The organism is Xenorhabdus kozodoii, from assembly GCF_002632875.1.
Lineage (GTDB): Bacteria > Pseudomonadota > Gammaproteobacteria > Enterobacterales > Enterobacteriaceae > Xenorhabdus > Xenorhabdus kozodoii.
The window spans coordinates 29,079-47,716 of sequence record NZ_NJCX01000011.1; the positions used below are offsets into that span (position 1 = coordinate 29,079).

Annotated in this window: 14 protein-coding genes and 1 pseudogene; 7 read left to right on the plus strand and 8 right to left on the minus strand. The window is 45.1% G+C overall.

The window, feature by feature from the left end; genetic code table 11:
• Positions 1–155: 155 nt before the first annotated feature.
• The 3 genes from Xkoz_RS09100 to cmoB all read left to right on the plus strand — a co-directional run bounded on the left by Xkoz_RS09100 (position 156) and on the right by cmoB (position 2,516).
• Positions 156–554 (plus strand): MAPEG family protein, encoded by a 399-nt coding sequence (locus Xkoz_RS09100; RefSeq protein ID WP_099141858.1) that lies wholly within the window; start codon positions 156–158, stop codon positions 552–554.
• A 208-nt stretch (positions 555–762) separates the two neighbouring features.
• Positions 763–1,548, plus strand: coding sequence for a carboxy-S-adenosyl-L-methionine synthase CmoA (gene cmoA / locus Xkoz_RS09105; protein ID WP_099141859.1), 786 nt, complete (start codon positions 763–765; stop codon positions 1,546–1,548).
• Positions 1,545–2,516: a tRNA 5-methoxyuridine(34)/uridine 5-oxyacetic acid(34) synthase CmoB gene (cmoB, locus tag Xkoz_RS09110; protein WP_099141860.1), complete on the plus strand. Its 972-nt coding sequence runs from the start codon at positions 1,545–1,547 to the stop codon at positions 2,514–2,516. The genes cmoA and cmoB overlap by 4 nt, the downstream gene beginning before the upstream one ends.
• A gap of 69 nt (positions 2,517–2,585) precedes the next feature.
• On the opposite strand, the gene cutC is transcribed toward cmoB, so the two are convergent.
• From cutC to Xkoz_RS09140, 7 genes and pseudogenes are all read right to left on the minus strand, one after another.
• On the minus strand, positions 2,586–3,338 hold the full coding sequence (gene cutC / locus Xkoz_RS09115) for a copper homeostasis protein CutC (RefSeq protein WP_099141861.1): 753 nt from the start codon (positions 3,336–3,338) through the stop codon (positions 2,586–2,588).
• A gap of 75 nt (positions 3,339–3,413) precedes the next feature.
• Positions 3,414–4,706 (minus strand): MFS transporter, encoded by a 1,293-nt coding sequence (locus Xkoz_RS09120; RefSeq protein WP_099141862.1) that lies wholly within the window; start codon positions 4,704–4,706, stop codon positions 3,414–3,416.
• 108 nt (positions 4,707–4,814) lie between these two features.
• Positions 4,815–5,963, minus strand: a complete 1,149-nt coding sequence (dgoD, locus tag Xkoz_RS09125) for a galactonate dehydratase (protein WP_099141863.1) — start codon at positions 5,961–5,963, stop codon at positions 4,815–4,817.
• On the minus strand, positions 5,960–6,577 hold the full coding sequence (locus Xkoz_RS09130; RefSeq protein WP_099141864.1) for a 2-dehydro-3-deoxy-6-phosphogalactonate aldolase: 618 nt from the start codon (positions 6,575–6,577) through the stop codon (positions 5,960–5,962). The genes dgoD and Xkoz_RS09130 overlap by 4 nt, the downstream gene beginning before the upstream one ends.
• Positions 6,528–7,439 (minus strand): 2-dehydro-3-deoxygalactonokinase, encoded by a 912-nt coding sequence (locus Xkoz_RS09135; RefSeq protein WP_099141939.1) that lies wholly within the window; start codon positions 7,437–7,439, stop codon positions 6,528–6,530. The genes Xkoz_RS09130 and Xkoz_RS09135 overlap by 50 nt, the downstream gene beginning before the upstream one ends.
• Before the next feature lie 7 nt (positions 7,440–7,446).
• Positions 7,447–7,599: pseudogene (locus Xkoz_RS22940) on the minus strand (transcriptional regulator); the annotation flags it as partial.
• Positions 7,600–7,656: 57 nt separating this feature from the next.
• Positions 7,657–8,235, minus strand: coding sequence for a VOC family protein (locus Xkoz_RS09140; RefSeq protein WP_099141865.1), 579 nt, complete (start codon positions 8,233–8,235; stop codon positions 7,657–7,659).
• Positions 8,236–8,490: 255 nt separating this feature from the next.
• On the opposite strand from Xkoz_RS09140, the gene argS reads away from it, so the two are divergent.
• Positions 8,491–10,221, plus strand: a complete 1,731-nt coding sequence (gene argS, locus Xkoz_RS09145) for an arginine--tRNA ligase (protein WP_099141866.1) — start codon at positions 8,491–8,493, stop codon at positions 10,219–10,221.
• A 91-nt stretch (positions 10,222–10,312) separates the two neighbouring features.
• Here argS and murJ read toward each other — a convergent pair whose 3' ends face one another.
• Positions 10,313–11,851 (minus strand): murein biosynthesis integral membrane protein MurJ, encoded by a 1,539-nt coding sequence (gene murJ, locus Xkoz_RS09150; RefSeq protein ID WP_099141867.1) that lies wholly within the window; start codon positions 11,849–11,851, stop codon positions 10,313–10,315.
• Between the two features lie 764 nt (positions 11,852–12,615).
• On the opposite strand from murJ, the gene Xkoz_RS09160 reads away from it, so the two are divergent.
• The 3 genes from Xkoz_RS09160 to Xkoz_RS09170 all read left to right on the plus strand — a co-directional run bounded on the left by Xkoz_RS09160 (position 12,616) and on the right by Xkoz_RS09170 (position 18,630).
• The gene (locus Xkoz_RS09160; protein ID WP_099141869.1) at positions 12,616–14,832 is read left to right on the plus strand and encodes a type VI secretion system Vgr family protein; all 2,217 of its coding nucleotides are present in this window, start codon (positions 12,616–12,618) and stop codon (positions 14,830–14,832) included.
• 139 nt (positions 14,833–14,971) lie between these two features.
• The gene (locus tag Xkoz_RS09165; protein ID WP_099141870.1) at positions 14,972–17,566 is read left to right on the plus strand and encodes a DUF2169 family type VI secretion system accessory protein; all 2,595 of its coding nucleotides are present in this window, start codon (positions 14,972–14,974) and stop codon (positions 17,564–17,566) included.
• On the plus strand, positions 17,563–18,630 hold the full coding sequence (locus Xkoz_RS09170; protein ID WP_099141871.1) for a pentapeptide repeat-containing protein: 1,068 nt from the start codon (positions 17,563–17,565) through the stop codon (positions 18,628–18,630). The genes Xkoz_RS09165 and Xkoz_RS09170 overlap by 4 nt, the downstream gene beginning before the upstream one ends.
• The last annotated feature ends 8 nt before the right edge of the window (positions 18,631–18,638 follow it).

The window sequence follows — 18,638 nt, forward strand, 5'->3', positions numbered from 1 at the left end:
ATAAGGCCATAACACCGTTCTTGCCAAGACAATTTTCTGTTATCCGGTTACATTCATAGAATTTAGTATTAAATACTATGATTTATAGCGACAGTTTTCTTTTTGAGGTTTATCATCATTTGGCCGTTTTTTGGTTAGGCGATTGGAGTTAAAAAATGGTTAGCCCGCTTTATATAGTACTAGGCGCACTACTGCTCATTAAGCTATCTTTGGATGTCGTCAAATTGAGAACGCAATATCAGGTAGCCTATGGCGATGGCGGTTTTTATGAATTGCAAACCGCCATTCGGGTTCATGGTAATGCGGTTGAGTACATTCCAATTTCAATGTTGTTATTGATTATGATGGAGATGAATGGGGCACCCGTTTGGATGCTGCACATTTGTGGCTTAGTATTACTTTCAGGCAGAATACTACACTACTTTGGCTTGCGTCATCGAGAAATACGCTGGCGACGTATGGGTATGGCTGCAACCTATATCTCAATGATAGTAATGATTATTAATAACCTTTACTATTTGCCGTGGGAGCAGGTTTTTTCCCTCTATATATAATCTATTTCCTCTATATACATCCTCCCGCATATTTTGCTGTATAGCTCAATGGCAAGAAAGAGGCTTTCTACAAATATTGGTGATTAGAACAATACCTCAGGCGGTATACGACTGCCTGAGGTTTTATCTATTGATTATCCCCCTTTCTGACTTTTCCTGCATTCTGTTAGAATAACCTCTTCTTATTGTTTCCAAAATCAATGTTGTTATGTCAAATCAAGAACCCCATAATCAACGGGACAGCCTGTTCTCTGCCCCAATTGCCAATTTAGGTGACTGGAATTTCGACGAACGTGTTGCCGAAGTCTTTCCTGATATGGTAAAACGCTCAATTCCCGGTTATTCCAATATCATTTCCATGATAGGCATGCTGGCAGGACGTTTTGTCACGCCAGACAGTCAAATTTATGATCTCGGCTGTTCCCTTGGCGCCGCCACATTATCAATCCGCCGTGCCATGAGTGCCGAAGATAGCAATGCCAGTCCTCGTACAGAGGGTTGCCGTATTATTGCCATCGATAACTCACCGGCAATGATCGAACGCTGCCGCCGCCACATTGACGCTTTCAAGGCCAGCATCCCCGTTGACGTCATCGAACAGAACATTCTTGATACCGACATCCAAAATGCATCAATGGTCGTCTTGAATTTCACATTACAGTTCCTGCCCCCTGAAGATCGGCAAAAAATGCTGGATAAAATCTACGCCGGCTTAAAACCTGGCGGTGTTTTGGTCTTGTCGGAAAAGTTCAACTTTGAAGATGATCACATTGGCGAGTTGCTATTCAATATGCACTACGATTTCAAGCGAGCTAATGGTTACAGTGAACTGGAGATCAGCCAAAAACGCAGTATGCTGGAAAATGTTATGCAGACAGATTCTGTTGAAACCCACAAATCACGCCTCAAACAAGCAGGATTCCAGCACGTTGAAGTCTGGTTCCAATGCTTTAACTTTGGCTCACTACTGGCAATAAAAGGGGCTGATCAATGATTGATTTCAGTAACTTTTATCAATTAATCGCCAAAAATCATTTGAGCCACTGGCTGGAATGTTTGCCGGCACAATTAAGCCAGTGGCAGAAAGATTCATTGCATGGTCAGTTCAATTCATGGGTAAAAATTCTGGCGAATCTGCCTGAACTTCATCCCAACCAACTCGACCTCAAAAATGGCGTCATTGCCAACCATGAGCCAGCGCTATCAAAGGGTGAAAAAGCCCGTATCCAAAATATCCTGAAGCTCTTGATGCCGTGGCGTAAGGGACCTTTCTCACTGTATGGCGTGGAAATTGATACGGAGTGGCGCTCTGACTGGAAATGGGAGCGTATCCTTCCCCATATTTCCGCTTTAGAAGGCAAAACCGTACTTGATGTCGGCTGTGGCAGTGGCTACCACATGTGGCGTATGGTGGGTGAAGGCGCCCATTTAGTTGTCGGTATTGACCCAACCCAGCTTTTCCTTTGCCAATTTGAAGCGACCAGAAAATTACTGGGCAACGACCAACGCGCCCATCTTCTGCCTTTAGGCATTGAACAATTACCAGAACTGGCAGCCTTTGATACGGTGTTTTCAATGGGCGTGCTGTATCATCGCCGCTCTCCCCTCGACCATTTATGCCAACTGAAAAATCAGCTAGTTTCCGGCGGTGAATTAGTGCTGGAGAGTCTGGTGATTGAAGGTGACGAGCATCAATGCCTTATCCCAGGTGAACGTTATGCTCAAATGCGGAATGTCTACTTTATTCCGTCTGCCAGAATGCTGAAAGTTTGGTTGGAAAAATGTGGTTTTATTGATGTCAGAATTGTTGATCAGGCGGTCACAACCTTAGATGAACAACGCCAGACAGAATGGATGCGCACTGAGTCGCTGATCGATTTTCTTGACCCAAACGATCACGGCAAAACAATAGAAGGCTACCCGGCGCCACTACGGGCGGCCCTTATTGCCCGCAAGCCCTAATTTTTCTCTTGATCTTTTAGATTGCCACTTTGCTCCCCAGTGACATAGTTAACGACGTCACTGGGGATTTTAGTTTTTCCGTTGAACCAAACTGATCACCCCTTTCATCGATTCAACTAATTGCCCATCGACACAATGATAAGCATACTCATCCACATCACGATCGTCAGAACTCATCGTCACACCAGCTTTTCGATATTTCATGGAAGAAGGCACTATCTTGCCGGCTGAACTATGAACTTCCGTTATGCCAATTTCCAGAAACTTACTGATATTACTCATTCTGACACCCGCCCCGGCCATAATGATCGGCCCTTGGCTGGTTTGTAACAATTCTTTTAACAGAGGCAAACCCAATTCAGCATTTTGTTGCTGGCCTGACGTCAAAATGCGTTTGATACCAAGCCCTGTCAGTTGCTCCAACGCAACATGGGGATTGAAACACATATCAAAGGCGCGATGAAAAGTGATTTCCATACTGCCTGACAATGAGATCAATTGCCTCATGCGAAGCCGATCGATATGGCCTTCTTCAGTTAGCATGCCAAAAACGACACCAGGAAACCCCATATCACGGATACGGGCAACATCATTTTTCATCACTTCGAAATCAGTATTGCTATAACAAAAATCCCCCCCTCTTGGCCGTACAATAGGATGCACAGGAATTGATAAACGCTGTCGCGCGTGCTGCAACGCCCCGAAACTCGGCGTTACCCCGCCTTCCGACGGACTTGCACATAATTCGATGCGATCAGCTCCCGCCTTTTGTGCGACCAAGGCACAATTGATGCTATAACAGCAAATTTCCAGCGTTATCATTCCAAACCCCTCGGATATCAACTCTCAATAACTTATTTATCTATTTATGAAATATCATTGGTGCACTAGGGTCGATTAGCCTACACGTGTCACCTTTCCCACAAGAAAGATATAGGAAAGTGCCCCCATCAGGGTGACAACGGAGATGTAAACCAGTGCTGGTGCAAAACCGTAACTCTGAGCCAAATAGCCAATCACAAGAGGTACAGAGATCCCCCCCAATCCACCGACAAAATTAAAAACGCCGCCGGTCAAACCAATCAAACGTATCGGCGCTAATGAAGAAACCAGTGACCAGGTAATGGATGCAAAGCCGTTACCGAAGAATGCCAGCGCCATGAGTACCGTGATCCCTATCGGATTATTGGTGTAATTGGCGCCCATAATACAGGTGGAAATGATTAAACCGCAAATAATCGGGGTCTTACGCGCCGCGCCCAAAGAAAAACCTTTACGTACCATTTTATCTGCCAGCCAGCCGGAGAGGAGTACGCCGAGAAATGCCGCCAAGAACGGAACGGTTGTCATAAAACCCGCTTTTAGCGCGGTAATTCCTTTCTCTTGAGTCAGATAATTCGGGAACCAGGTTAAAAAAAACCACAGCGTTGAAGCGACGGCAAATTGCCCCAGATAAACGCCCACCAGCTTACGATGGAACACCAATTTCCAGTCAGCAATAGTCAGGGAGTCGCGTGCCGCTTTCTTCGCGGGCGAGTCACCCTCTACCAACCCCCCTCCACTGCGGATATACTCAAGCTCCGCATGACTAAGACTTTTGGTTAACCGTGGAGACCGATAAACACCAACCCAGATGAGTGACCAGATAATCCCGATCCCCCCCGTCATGAAAAAAACCCAGTGCCAGCCCATTAATTCCTGAAACCACATAAGAAATGGCGTCAGGAAAGCCAACCCAACAAACTGCCCTGAGGTGTAAAAGCCAACCGCAAAGGCACGTTCATGTTCAGGAAACCAACTTGTCACCATGCGGTTATTGGTGGGAAATGTCGGGGCTTCAAAAATACCCGTCAGGGCGCGTAGTCCCATAAGTGACACCCGTCCAATGGCAAAGCCCTGTAATAACGTCACCACCGACCAGCCAAGAATGGCAATAAAATAGGTCAAACGTGAACCAACACGATCGAGGAACCAACCGCCGGGAATTTGGCATAGGGTATAAAGCCAGGCAAAGGCGGAAAAGATGTAGCCCATTTCTGTTTTCGTGATCCCAAACTCTTTCTGAATATTTACTGATGCAACAGCAAGGTTGGCTCGATCAACATAACAGATAACGACCGTAATAAAGATCATGATCAGGGTCAGATAGCGCCGACGCCCGATTTTCGCAGTGATTACTGAAATATTCATGCCAATCTGTCTCCCGTTATTGGGCACAGTGAAATCCTTCACTCTGCCCTGTCGTTAAGAGAGGATGCAGAAGAAATGATTAACCTAGTTATTTAATAACGGACCTCATTACCATTCGGCAATCGAGCCATCTTGATGCCGCCACAATGGATTGCGCCAGTCCGGTGCATTTTTGCTGCGCGCAATGACCTGCGGTTCGTCAATTTCAACGCCAAGACCCGGCTTCATTAATGGCTTAAAGAAACCACCTTCCATACTGAAATCGGCTTTATTTCTTACGAAATCAAGTAACTCCGCACCCTTATTGTAATGAATACCCATACTTTGTTCTTGGAATATCGCATTACGTGATATGAAATCGATGTGCAGGCACGCCGCCAGCGCAATCGGCCCCAGTGGACAATGCGGTGCCAGCGCAACATCATAAGATTCAGCCATGCCCGCAATTTTATAACATTCAGTAATTCCTCCCGCATGTGATAAATCTGGCTGGATAATTGCCAGGCTGCCCGTTTCCAGTATCCGTTTAAATTCAAAACGGGAGAACATACGCTCACCTGCCGCAATGGGAATATGGGTTTGCGCCGCCAAACGTGGGTAATATTCCGCCTGTTCCGCCAGCACAGGCTCCTCAATAAATAGAGGACGATACGGTTCTAATTCCTTAATTAATACCTTCGCCATAGGTGCGCTAACCCGGCCATGAAAATCGAGCCCAAATTCGATTTCATTACCGAACACTTCACGGATTTGCGCTACGGTATTGACCGCCGCATCAATTTTTCGGGAATCATCAATGATGCCCAACTCTTCACAACCATTTAATTTGAAAGTATCAAAACCGATCTTCCGTAAGGTCTTAATGCCGTCAATCACCTCCGACGGACGATCGCCCCCCACCCAGCTATACACTTTGATTTTGTCGCGCACCAGTCCCCCCATCAGTTGCCACACCGGTGCGCCCAGGACCTTCCCTTTGATGTCCCATAAAGCCTGATCGATACCCGCTATGGCGCTCATCAGAATTGGACCGCCACGGTAAAACCCTGCGCGGTACATCACCTGCCATAAGTCATTGATGCGGGCAGGATCTTGTCCAATCAAATATTCACCGAGTTCGTGCACTGCGGCTTCTACCGTGCGGGCACGGCCTTCAATGACCGGTTCCCCCCAGCCTGTAACACCTTCATCTGTTTCAATTTTTAGGAACATCCAGCGTGGTGGTAAACGGTAGGTTGTAAATTGAGTGATTTTCATTGCACGGCCTCTCGATAAGCATTAACAAACAAGGTGGCTTGTCGTGCGGTTCGTTCAACCGATTGGCCGGCACGATAAAGATCGTTGCCTAAACCGGCGCCAATGCAACCGGCGTTAATCCACTGGGACAGATTATCTGGCGTGACACCGCCCACGGCGAAAACAGGCACGTCTGGCGGTAAAACGGCTTTCAATGCCTTGATATAAGCGGGGCCGAATGCCGATGAAGGGAAAATTTTTAATGACTGTGCACCCGCTTCCAGCGCGGTAAAGGCTTCTGTGGCCGTCGCACAACCAGGGCACACTGTCATACCATGGGCGACTGCGCAGCGGATCACATCGCGGTGGGTATTCGGGGTAACAATCAGTTTGCAGCCCATTTCCGCCAGCACATCTACCTGCGCTGGTTTCAGTACGGTGCCTGCCCCAACCAGCGCCTGGCCGCCAAACTCTTTCACAATGGCCGGAATACTCTGCTCCCAGTGTGGGGAATTAAGGGGGATCTCCACCGTATCGAACCCAGCATTAATGACCGCAGCGACGTGTTCGAGTGCCTCGCCGGGTTTAATACCGCGAAGAATGGCGATAAGTGGAAGATTGGTTTGCCACTGCATTTGCGATACTCCTTATGCCTACCTGAAAAACGGTATCGCCGTCTGCCAAAGAGACATTGCGCCCGATAACGCTGAACGCGTGCTGATAACGGGCAGCTAATGAAAGTCCGGCAACGAGGGTGATAGTCTGTTGATCCGCAAAATAGTGACTCATGTTCGCCACTTCCGCGCCAATTAACAGACCGGATAAAAATTCACTGACATGTTCGCGTGGCAAGGTTCCCAATATGTGTGAAGCGCGAACTTCGAAGAGGTGCGGCAAAAGTGCCGGAGAATCCATTCCCCGTTGAAGACCCGCATTAAAAGCCTCAGGGCAAGCACGTTGTTCTGGCAACCCCGCTCCCACCAGTGAATGATCCAAAAGTAAATGATGGAGTTCACCGGTCATCACCGTACGGAAATCATGGATTTGCTGGTTGTCAGCCAACACCCATTTGCTGTGAGTGCCAGGCATGACATAAAGAGAAGAAGGAAAAAGCTGATGGGCACCCAATAATTGAGTCTCTTCGCCTCGCATCACGTTATGGTTATCCTCACGTGAAACACACAAGCCTGGAATAATCCAGACATTGTCTGCGACGGGAGTTAATTGCTCGCCTATTGCAGAAAACCGGATGGGAACCGGCAGATAGGGAACGGTTTTCCAACCCACGTTACTACCAATCATACCTGCCATGACAATCGGCGTTTTGTCATTCCGCCAGCCTTGAGTCATTTCGGCTAACACCACTTGCGGGGGTTTTCCATTGAGGCGGGTGACTCCCGCTGCGGACTGCCTGCTTTCCAGACACTCATCGCCCTCATAGAGCCAGGCCCGCAAATTGGTTGATCCCCAATCAATAGTGATGCAGCGTGCTGTTATGTTATTTCCAGTCATTTTCCAGCACCCACTGTAGCACGTCGGAATTCAGGTCATTCCATGGGCTTATGGTTCGGTCAAAGCCCCGGAACCGTTTTACTTCGATTAGCCGTTTCGCCATTAGTGAGACGTTGATGTTGCGTGATGTTTCAGACTCTTCGCACGATCCGGCAAGTACAGCATTGTGTTACAATTTAACCAAATAGGACTAAGATAGAGATCACAAAAAAAGCACCCGTTTTATCGACGACTCGCTTTTGATGATCTCTTTGAGAGAAAAAGGGTGAAATTTGATGGTGACTTCGCCATTTGTCACCGCTAGCGTTGGGTTTGGCAAACGTTCATTATCGCCTTTCGGCTGACTTTCTTTGGTACGAAACACGGCGGGTAGCGGATCAGGCAGTAACTTATAGGCTTCGTGTATCAGTTGCTCTGGTGATACAGGCAGAACAAATTCAACATGTTCCCAACCTTCGTGAACATATTGTTTGTTACCCGGATAAGGCAATTCGACACAATCAATGTGCCAGCCAAGTAAAGGGATTGGCTGTTCTAACTCAAATAAACAGATCGGCCGACCATTAATTCGGCTTTCAGACAGCAATTGACCACATTGCAGAAAACCCTGACGCCAGCGATCAGCGATTGAAATGTCATTACAACGCAGGGAAATGTGGTCTGCTGAATAGGGCGTAATTTCTAAACCAAGCGATTCACCAAACTGCTTTAGCTTTTGTTCAAATCTGGATAAATCAGCCACTAAATCCTGTAATTCAGAAACTGTTGAAAAATGTGTCATCTTTTCCCCATCAAAAAAACCAACAAAATCGTTTTCTCCCCTTGCCCTAAAATCCGGCGGATTTTAGCTGGAATGGCAAAGAATTGTCTGAAAGGCGAGCTTAAAACCCAAAGTCATCTTGTAAGCCACGGCTGATGGTAGCATGCAGGATGTTGAATATGGTATAAAACCCGTTATTTTCTCATAACCCACACGCTTAAAAGTATCTGCATAATTCAAATGCAGGCACTTTTGTGCGTCATTGAAGGTAACACGGTGAATATTCAGGCAATCCTTTCAGAAAAAATCAGCCATGCGCTGATTGCGGCTGGTGCTCCGGCTAACAGTGAAGCTCACGTTCGTCAATCTGCAAAAGTTCAGTTTGGTGACTACCAAGCAAATGGTGTCATGGCGGCAGCAAAAAAAGTGGGCATGCCACCTCGACAATTGGCAGAAAAAGTCGTCAGTTTGCTGGATCTGCAAGGCATTGCCAGCAAAGTTGAGATTGCAGGCCCTGGTTTTATCAATATCTTTCTGGATAAAGCGTGGGTTGCTGCCAATATTGAAACAGCGTTGAAAGATGAAAAACTGGGGATCACCCCGGTAACACCACAAACCATCGTTATCGACTATTCTGCACCGAACGTTGCAAAACAAATGCACATTGGGCACATTCGTTCCACGATCATTGGCGATGCCGCGGCACGTACCCTGGAATTTTTAGGGCACAAAGTCATCCGTGCCAATCATGTTGGTGACTGGGGCACTCAGTTCGGCATGCTGATTGCTTATCTGGAAAAAGTCCAGAATGAAGATGCCAGTGATATGGCATTGGCGGATTTAGAGGTCTTCTATCGTGAAGCGAAGAAAACTTACGACGAAGATGAAGAGTTCGCTGTTCGTGCCCGTAACTACGTCGTAAAACTGCAAGGCGGTGATGAATATTGCCGTACCATGTGGCGCAAACTGGTGGATATCACCATGTCACAGAATCAGGAAACCTACGATCGCCTGAATGTGACGTTGACCCAAAAAGATGTCATGGGTGAAAGTCTGTATAACGATATGCTGCCTGGCATTGTTGCCGACCTGAAACAGCGTGGGTTTGCTGTTGAAAGCGATGGCGCTACCGTGGTTTACCTTGATGAGTATAAGAATAAAGAAGGCGAACCAATGGGGGTTATCATCCAGAAAAAAGATGGGGGCTACCTTTATACCACGACGGATATTGCTTGCGCCAAGTACCGTCATGAAGTCCTGCATGCCGACCGTGTTCTTTACTACATCGATTCACGCCAACACCAGCACTTAATGCAAGCTTGGACAATAGTACGCAAGGCGGGTTACATTCCTGAGTCTATGTCACTCGAACACCATATGTTCGGCATGATGCTGGGTAAAGATGGCAAGCCATTCAAAACCCGTGCAGGTGGTACAGTAAGGCTGTCTGATTTGTTGGACGAAGCCATTGAACGCGCAAACGCTCTGATCCGCGAAAAAAACCCGGATATGCCGGAAGACGAACTGAAAAAGATTGTCAACGCCGTAGGTATTGGCGCAGTGAAATATGCTGACCTTTCCAAAAGCCGTACGACCGATTACGTATTTGACTGGGATAACATGCTCGCCTTTGAAGGCAATACCGCACCTTATATGCAATATGCCTATACCCGTGTGAATTCCATCTTCAAGCGTGCAGACATTGATGAAAATAGCCTGACACAACCTGTCCTTCTGAACGAAGAACGTGAACAAGCCCTGGCGACGCGCCTGTTACAATTTGAAGAGACGATCACAACCGTTGCCCGTGAAGGCACGCCTCACGTGATGTGTGCTTATCTTTATGATCTGGCTGGCCTGTTCTCCGGTTTTTACGAACATTGCCCGATCCTGAATGCTGATAGCGAAGCCGTACGCCAGAGCCGCCTGAAATTGGCACTGCTGACAGCGAAGACGTTGAAGCTAGGCCTTGATACCCTGGGGATCGAAACGGTAGAACGGATGTAATCACTTTGTTCCCACCAAACTGGCATGATCAGGTCATGCCAGTTTCAGGCCGCCCAATCCATCATTGGGCGGCCATTTGATAACAGCTCGTTTACTGCAATCCTCGATGAGCAAAATCCTTTAATCGGAATCCCATCAAAGCCAGTGCGGCAAAATAGCTACCTGCACCTGCAACCACAACCCCCATCAACCGCATCAGGCGTAATGCCATATTGCCCTGTTCCCAGGCGGGCATAACCCACAGTATCGTCAGCAAAACCCCAACCATGACTGCGATTGCCCCCGCCAGTTTCAACAAAAAGATCCCCCATCCTGCCAGCGGCTTAAAAATCTCACGTTTACGCAGTTGCCAATAAAGCATACTGGCATTGAAGCAGGCAGCTAAACCGATAGAAAGCGCTAACCCCGCATGTTTCAACGAACCAATAAAAGCAAGGTTCATTAACTGGGTCAAAATCAGGGTTGCAATCGCAATTTTGACGGGGGTTTTAATATCCTGGCGGGAGTAAAAACCCGGTGCCAGGACTTTAACAACAATCAATCCCATCAGGCCAAAACAGTAGGCAATTAACGCCCGTTGTGTCATTTCTGCATCAAAGGCGGAGAAATTGCCATATTGAAAGAGTGACACGGTCAAGGGTTTTGCCAGAATGCCCAACGCCACCGCACAAGGCAGGGCCAACAAAAAGCAAAGGCGCAATCCCCAGTCCATTAACTTTCGATATTCCTCGTGATCGCCATTGGCAAAACTTTTTGCCAGTGACGGCAAAAGGATCGTGCCTAACGCAACCCCCAGCACCCCCGAAGGCAATTCCATTAAACGATCGGCATAATACATCCACGAAACCGAGCCAGAAACGAGAAATGAAGCAAAAATCGTGTTGATGATCAGTGAAATTTGACCCACTGAAACCCCTAAAATAGCAGGCCCCATCTGACGAATAACACGCCATACCGCGCTGTCACGGAAGGAAATCCGCGGTAATACCAACATGCCTATTTTTTTCAAGTGAGGAAGCTGATAAGCCAATTGTAAAATCCCACCAGCAATCACGGCCCAACCCAATGCCATCACAGGCGGGTTACAGTAAGGGGCGACAAACAGCGAAAAAATAATCATGCTGACATTGAGCAGTGTTGGCGCAAAGGCGGGGACGGAAAAACGGTTCCACGTATTGAGGATCGCCCCCACTAAGGAAGCCAGAGATATCAAAAAAATATAGGGGAACGTCACCCTGAGTAGATCACGGGTTAAAGTGAACTTATCCGGCGTATCAGCAAAACCGGGCGCCGTCACATAGATGACCCAAGGGGCGGCAATCACCCCAATCACGGTGACTATTGCCAAAATCAGCGTCAACATCCCTGATATATAGGCAATAAAAGTGCGTGTTGCTTCATCCCCCTGCTGATTTTTATACTCAGCAAGTATGGGAACAAAGGCTTGTGAGAAAGCCCCCTCAGCAAAAATACGGCGCAATAAATTAGGTAATTTGAAGGCAACGAAAAAGGCATCCGTCGCCATGCCAGCACCAAAGATACGGGCAATGATGGCGTCACGAATAAAGCCCAAGACGCGAGAGAACATCGTCATTGAGCTGACCGCTGCCAGTGATTTCAATAAATTCATAGTATTTTCTAAATTAATTTTTATGAAATGGACATAAAAGATGTAAAGCAATTAGGCCAAAGAAATCAAGATAATATTGTTGAATATTAATAATTTCTATGGCTGGATGAATTGCAAACACCCCACATACAACCAAATGTTCCTGCAAAATGTTGGTTTTTTGTAACCCAAATGCTACTCAGAATCTTCGTTCGTATCCTTATCAACCCTATCTCCTACCCTCAACCCCATGTACCTTAGAGAAAATACCCATCTTCATAAAAACAACTTCATAAAATTCACAAAAAAGAAGTTAATGATTAAAAAACTTATTTATGCCTATTTCAATCATTAAAATCAAAGAGATATTTTCTGATAGAAACTATGTTAACCAGCTTAAAAAGCATTCTATCCAACAAGGCATTCAGGGTTCAATAATCAGCCTGCTTTTCTCAAATATACATTATAAATTAATCTGTTATGCGCTCCAATCTAAAACAATCCCTAACCAATAGGTTTGCCTTATTATCGGGTTAAACAATTTAGTATTTCTTAAAAAATATTATTTAATAAATACATAGACATCTATAGAGACAAAATAAAATAAAACAATAAAAATAAACTTATATATTTCATAAACAGGATAGCGTCTACAGATTGCAAACAGTGAACATTATGCTTAACTCATATCAGAGAAACTATCACCCTATTATTACTCCATTTTCTGTATGTTCCTTAGGTTGCAAGGAATATGCGGTAGCTATGACCTCATGCAAGGATATCCTATGGAAAGACAGTTTATCGCACATACCATATTGCCGAATAAATCTTTATATTTCAAATCCCTTAGAGGGAGAGAAAGGTTATCTGAAGTCTATGAGTTTGAAATTGAATTATTAAGCAAGAAAAGATTATCAGACCCAGTATCCCTGCATAATACGGTACTTACTGTAGAAATAAAAAATAAGTCAGCGCCAACAAGATACTTAAGTGGACAGATAGAAAAAATATCCTACGATCCATTTTATAAATATGATGACAGGCTTTATTTATATACCGCCACCGTCAAGCCTAAGTTATGGGAATTGCAACAGAAATTTGGTTATAGTATATGGCAAGATAAAACTGTACCGGATATTATTGCCGAAGTCCTGAATGAATCTGGCATTTTGTTTGAAAACCAACTTGTTGAAAAGTATCGCACATGGGAATACTGCGTCAAACATAATGAAACTGATTTCGATTTTATCCACCGTCTAATGGAACATGAAGGAATTTACTATTATTTCAAACATGATATGGGAAACCATACCCTGATTTTGGTTGATGCTCCTCAATCACATGAACCAATGCCTGGATATAATAAGATTAAATACATCAATACGGGTAACTCACTGCAAAAACATCTCACAGAATATATCTACCGTTGGAATGTCTCTAGTATCACCATCCCGAACACTTATAGCCTTGACGACTACGACTTCCGTAAGCCACGGGCTGAACTGTATACAGCCATTCAGACTCCAGCCAGCTCTATTGATAATACGGAGATATTCATTTGGCCAGGACACTATGTAGAAAATGAACAAGGACAATTTTATGCCAAAGTTCGTCAGCAAGCTGCCGAAGCAAAAAGTGAGCGGGTTAATGGGAAAGGAAATGTGCTGGGAATGGCGCCTGGGCATATTTTCACACTATCCCTACCCAGTGGCATTAAAGGCGATGATCATGGTGACTATTTAATTATAGGCACACATTACTCTCTTCATGAAAAGCCTTATATGGCTGCACCTTCTGACGATATTTTTGATGTTGTTACTGACGAAATTTTTAATGCCATCACGGGCGACCTTTTTGATTCAGATTCAAATTCAAATACAAGAAAAAATGCGATTCAATTTGAAGCAGTGCCTGCCAGCACCCATTGGAAACCACTGGCAGTGACACCATGGCCAAAAGTGACGGGTCTTGAAACCGCTATCGTCACCGGTCCCAAAGATAAGCAAATATGGACTGACAAATACGGCCGGATAAAAGTGAAGTTCCGTTGGGATAAAGACGACAAAAAAGATGATACCCGCTCTTGCTGGGTACGAGTTGCAACCCGTTGGGCTGGCTGGCGTTATGGCAGCATATCTGTCCCTCGTGTGGGCGAAGAAGTGGTGATTAGTTTTGTTAATGGTGATCCTGATAAGCCTTTAGTCATCGGCAGTACTTATAACAATGAGAATATGCCACCATGGGAGTTACCCAAACATGAAACCCGTGTCGGTATTATGTCGAATACGAAAGGCGGTAAGCATGATCAGGCCAACTATCTTTTTTTAGATGATGAACCCAATAAGGAGTTATTTGATCTGCATGCGGAACGTGACATGAATATCTCGGTGGAAAAAGATAAGAAAGTCACTGTTGATGGAAACCGTACGACTGAAATAAAAAAACAGCAAAAAGACACCGTAACGGGAAATGCCAATTTCACCTATAAAGCAGATCATGAAACAACGATTAAGGGTAAAGATATATTAACGGTCGAAAGTGGCCAGAAAGCGTCTATTAAAAATGGACGAAAAACCGAGATCAATGGCGGTGATACTTACAAACTGACGGGGGATCTCAAAGCAACTATTAATGGAAATTGGATTCAGGACATTACCGGGGTGACAAAGATCTCAAGCCCTAACCTTATTACCATAAAAAGCGATACCAATGTAATAATAGATTGCCCGCAATCTATTTTTTCATCGAAAAATACAGCTATATCCATGGCAGGGTTCGACATGAGTATAGTCGGAACATCAGTATCTTTTATGGGATTACACATGGGTTCGACTGGGACGAATATTTCATCAACTTTATTTGATATCAGTAAGACTATTTGCTCCATCACTAAAGCAGATGTAGGCCTGAATAAATCCACTGTGGAATTGGGCAATTCAACAGTTTTCATTAACATTTCAAACGCCAATATCTCAAATAGCAGCTTACACATCATCAGTTAATAACATATACCGGTTGCCTTTCAATATGTGTCTTATATCTCCCCGCGCCGCGGGGAGATATAAACACTCACATTGGCTGCATCTACAACTTGAAGTTGGACTGGTATAAATCAAAAAGTTATATCACATTGAGATTGTTATGAAAGTGATCAAACCACTGCGACTGAGTATGCTTTATCGACCTTATCGTTGGTCACAAAAAAACCACCTTGGGGTCTCTATTATGGCGCTAGCGGATATGGGTCCTTCCCCACGTTTGCGCCCGGAAGCAGAGCTTTGGCAACTTGCAGCGAGTGAGCTGGAAACCTGTCAGGGTATTATCGATCTCGCGATGCCTAAACCTTGTGCTGAATTTCTGGCTACAGGATATGCCTATACCCATCATCAGGCTGATAAAACCGCCAGTGCTGCCCGTATCCAGGTTGGACAGTTGGATAAGACACTGATTGCTTTCGGTGATCGCCATTGGATCGATGATTCGCCCTCAAAACCACAGCCTTTTGAGCAGATGAGGTTGGACTGGAGTCGAGCTTTCGGCGGCGAAGGCTATGAGGAAAATCCGCACGGAATAGGTTTCAATCCAGAAGAGCTGGGCAATGGGATGAAAATCCATCGTCTGCCTAACATTGAATCACTGCATAATCGATTGATATCGCAACGACAATTAACTTCACAGCCGGAAACCCCTGTTCCGGCAAGTTTTTGCCCCTTAGATTTTATCTGGTCACGCCGTTTTAGCCGTATTGGAAAAAAATATGACAAGGCATGGCTGGAAAACGAATTCCCCGGTTTTTCCAATGACATTGATTGGCGGTTATTTAATGCCGCCCCCGAAGATCAATGGTGGGAAGAAAACACCACATTGCCTGAGCAAGCGAAGTGGCGTATTTGGAATATGCATCCAGAAAAGCCTGTCCAGCAAGGTGTTTTGCCGACATGGCAAGCACGTTGCTTTATCAAACGATTACGTCTCAATGAGGAGATTTTTGAAGAAATTCTCATGCGTAATACCACCGTGTGGTTTTTTCCTCACCTGGAAAAAATGATCCTCATTTGGCATGGCAGCACACAAATTAATGAAGATGACGCCAAGGATGTCTTGCAAATGGTATCAGCACTGGAATTGGGCGATAAACCCCGTTCAACGGAGCATTACTTGCGGGTTGTTGAACAACGTCTGGATAAAGAAAAAGGGGCCTTATACAGTTTTCGGGAAAAAGATCTTATCGCTGAAGAGATTATTGGCCCATGGCTGGATACCGAACAACCTGCTGGTGACTCACCCTTGCTACAAGATTTTAAAAATCATGAAAAACGCCTGCGGGAGCAACAACAAGAACAACTTGATCAATATGGTTACGATATCAATACCTATCTCCCGGCGGAAACAGATCCCCCCTTCCCCTCCCAGCCGAAGCTGGATGAATTACCGGAGTTCATAGAAAAAATCGAACAATATTCTGCTGAAAAACAGGCTGAAGCCCAATTGCAACAAGCAGAAATGAAAGCCTTAGGGACAGAAAAAGGGGTTGATATTGAAAAATCGACGAGTGAGTCACAAGCCACCGGGCCAGAAAACCTGCATCAGATGCGGGATATGTTACAACAACAAAAACAGCAGATGGGTTTCAATGACAAAGAGCTGGCACAAATCGAACAATCATTACACGCAATGTATTTATCTTCGGTACAGACACAAAGCCCTGCCCCGCGCCTGACAGGCAGCCTGTCACAAATCATTCGAAAACGAGTACAAAAAATCATGCAAGAAGGCGGAAATTTCACTGGAATGGATTTTACCGGCGCTGATTTGTCCGGTATGGATCTGCGGGAAGCCAATTTCAATCGCGCCTTGTTGGAAAGTGCATGCTTAAATCATTGCCAACTGGATGGCGCCAATTTCAACGAAGCCATACTAGCCAGAGCCGAAATTTGCCACGCTTCGTTACGTGCAGCCAAATTCGATAATGCCAACCTATCGCTGGCTAAATGTGAACAAAGTGACTTTTCTTCTGCACGTTTCACCGAAACCCAATTACAAGAAACCCGGTTTGATCATTGTCACTTTGACCATGCCATATTGACCGACCTGCTCTTGCAAAAAATTTTCATTACACATTGCCAATTCCAATACTCACAATGGCAGAACTGTACGTTTATGGAACTCGAACTTCCTGCACTCAAGTTCAACCACACAAATCTGAATAAAGTTTCATTTATTAAGTGCAAGCTACAAAAAGCCATTTTTGATCATGCCGAGCTGGAAAGTTGTTCATGGGTGGAAACGGAAGCAAACGGTATCCGATTTCATTCAGCCACGTTGCTGACCTGCGCCTTTGCTATGGACAGTGAGCTTAATCAAGCCGATTTCAGCTATGCCACCTTGACGGAATGCAACCTACGCCAAATTCCCCTGGTCAATGCGACATTCTATGCCACGACCCTGAATAACAGTGATCTCAGTGAATCCAACTGCCAGTCAGCGAATATGCAGTACCTTGATGCAGGAAAAAATACCTTTATTAGAACAGACTTTAGCGGGGCGTTACTGAATAACGCCAACTTGATGGGCGCATTTATGCAGAAATGCAGCTTCAATAAGGCAGATTTACGCGAAGCCAATCTCTTTCGTACTGATATGTCCCAATCGATTATCAGTGATTCAACCTCAATCACGAATGCTTATATTAAGCGCACCAAGACCTTGCCCAAACGAGATAAGGATGTGATATGAGTTTACTGACGCTCGATGAACTGGTAAACAAAATCAAGCATGGTGAGATTATTGAAAAAATCAGTTTGCAACATATCGCCTTGGCCGGGCGTGAGTTATCCAGGGGTATTTTTAAAGAAGTCGATTTTTCAGGCGCTGATTTATCCCATGCTTTAATAAAAGAGTCCACGTTTATCGAGTGCCAGGCAGAAGGGGTAAATTTCGCCTCTTCCACACTTGAGCAAAATACATTTGAACAGTGCAATCTTGGGCGAGCCGTTTTCAATGAAAGCGCATTAACAGACACTGTATTTAATCAATCTGTCTTAAAAAAAACACAATTTACGGCGACAAAACAAAAGAATACCCAGTTTTTATCTTGTTCACTGCAATATGCGGATTTCAGCCACAGTCAATTTGATAGGATCACCTTTCTTTCCTCATCCATGGATCACACAAAATTTAGCCATGGTCACTATTTTTTAGTCACGTTTTTTCGTCAGGATTTACGGACAAGCGATTTTTCTGCCACTGAATTTGGCAAAACCACTTTTTTTGAATGTGATTTACGTCAGCAAAATTTCCATAAACAAACCCTTAAAGCGTGCCAGTTTATGGGAAGCCAGCTTGAATCCGCCAATTTCAATGATGCCATACTGAATAATTGCAATTTCAAAAATGCGATTTTAAAAAATGCCTCATTATCGAATGCCAATGCAACTCAGGCGTTATTTATCGACGCGGATTTAACCCTGGCCTGTTGTAAAAACAGCGGGTTTGAACAAGCCCTTTTTATCGGTGCATGCCTTGAATCTGCCGATTTCCGGCACAGTAATCTGGCATTGGCCGTCATGCACAAGGTACATGCAGTGAATGCACAATTTACGGGTTGTCATATGCCTTACGCGGATTTTTCCTATGCCAACGTTAACAACAGTGATTTTCGCACGGCTCACTTCACGAGAACACTGTTTCATCGTACCCAACAAGTTGGGGCCATGTTCTCTGACCGTCAGGGGATTCTGGAAAATGATCCTGAGCTGTTTGCCGCTGAAGAGTGGAGTATGCAACATAACAAGATTTAATCGGGAGA

What these genes read in the sequence shown, in the direction of transcription:
- dgoD (WP_099141863.1), bottom strand. Translation starts at nt 5,963, where the DNA reads ATGAAAATCACTCAATTTACAACCTACCGTTTACCACCACGCTGGATG.
- Xkoz_RS09120 (WP_099141862.1), bottom strand. Translation starts at nt 4,706, where the DNA reads ATGAATATTTCAGTAATCACTGCGAAAATCGGGCGTCGGCGCTATCTG.
- Xkoz_RS09140 (WP_099141865.1), bottom strand. Translation starts at nt 8,235, where the DNA reads ATGACACATTTTTCAACAGTTTCTGAATTACAGGATTTAGTGGCTGAT.
- Xkoz_RS09165 (WP_099141870.1), top strand. Translation starts at nt 14,972, where the DNA reads ATGAAAGTGATCAAACCACTGCGACTGAGTATGCTTTATCGACCTTAT.
- murJ (WP_099141867.1), bottom strand. Translation starts at nt 11,851, where the DNA reads ATGAATTTATTGAAATCACTGGCAGCGGTCAGCTCAATGACGATGTTC.
- Xkoz_RS09160 (WP_099141869.1), top strand. Translation starts at nt 12,616, where the DNA reads ATGGAAAGACAGTTTATCGCACATACCATATTGCCGAATAAATCTTTA.
- Xkoz_RS09100 (WP_099141858.1), top strand. Translation starts at nt 156, where the DNA reads ATGGTTAGCCCGCTTTATATAGTACTAGGCGCACTACTGCTCATTAAG.
- cmoA (WP_099141859.1), top strand. Translation starts at nt 763, where the DNA reads ATGTCAAATCAAGAACCCCATAATCAACGGGACAGCCTGTTCTCTGCC.
- cutC (WP_099141861.1), bottom strand. Translation starts at nt 3,338, where the DNA reads ATGATAACGCTGGAAATTTGCTGTTATAGCATCAATTGTGCCTTGGTC.
- cmoB (WP_099141860.1), top strand. Translation starts at nt 1,545, where the DNA reads ATGATTGATTTCAGTAACTTTTATCAATTAATCGCCAAAAATCATTTG.
- Xkoz_RS09170 (WP_099141871.1), top strand. Translation starts at nt 17,563, where the DNA reads ATGAGTTTACTGACGCTCGATGAACTGGTAAACAAAATCAAGCATGGT.
- Xkoz_RS09130 (WP_099141864.1), bottom strand. Translation starts at nt 6,577, where the DNA reads ATGCAGTGGCAAACCAATCTTCCACTTATCGCCATTCTTCGCGGTATT.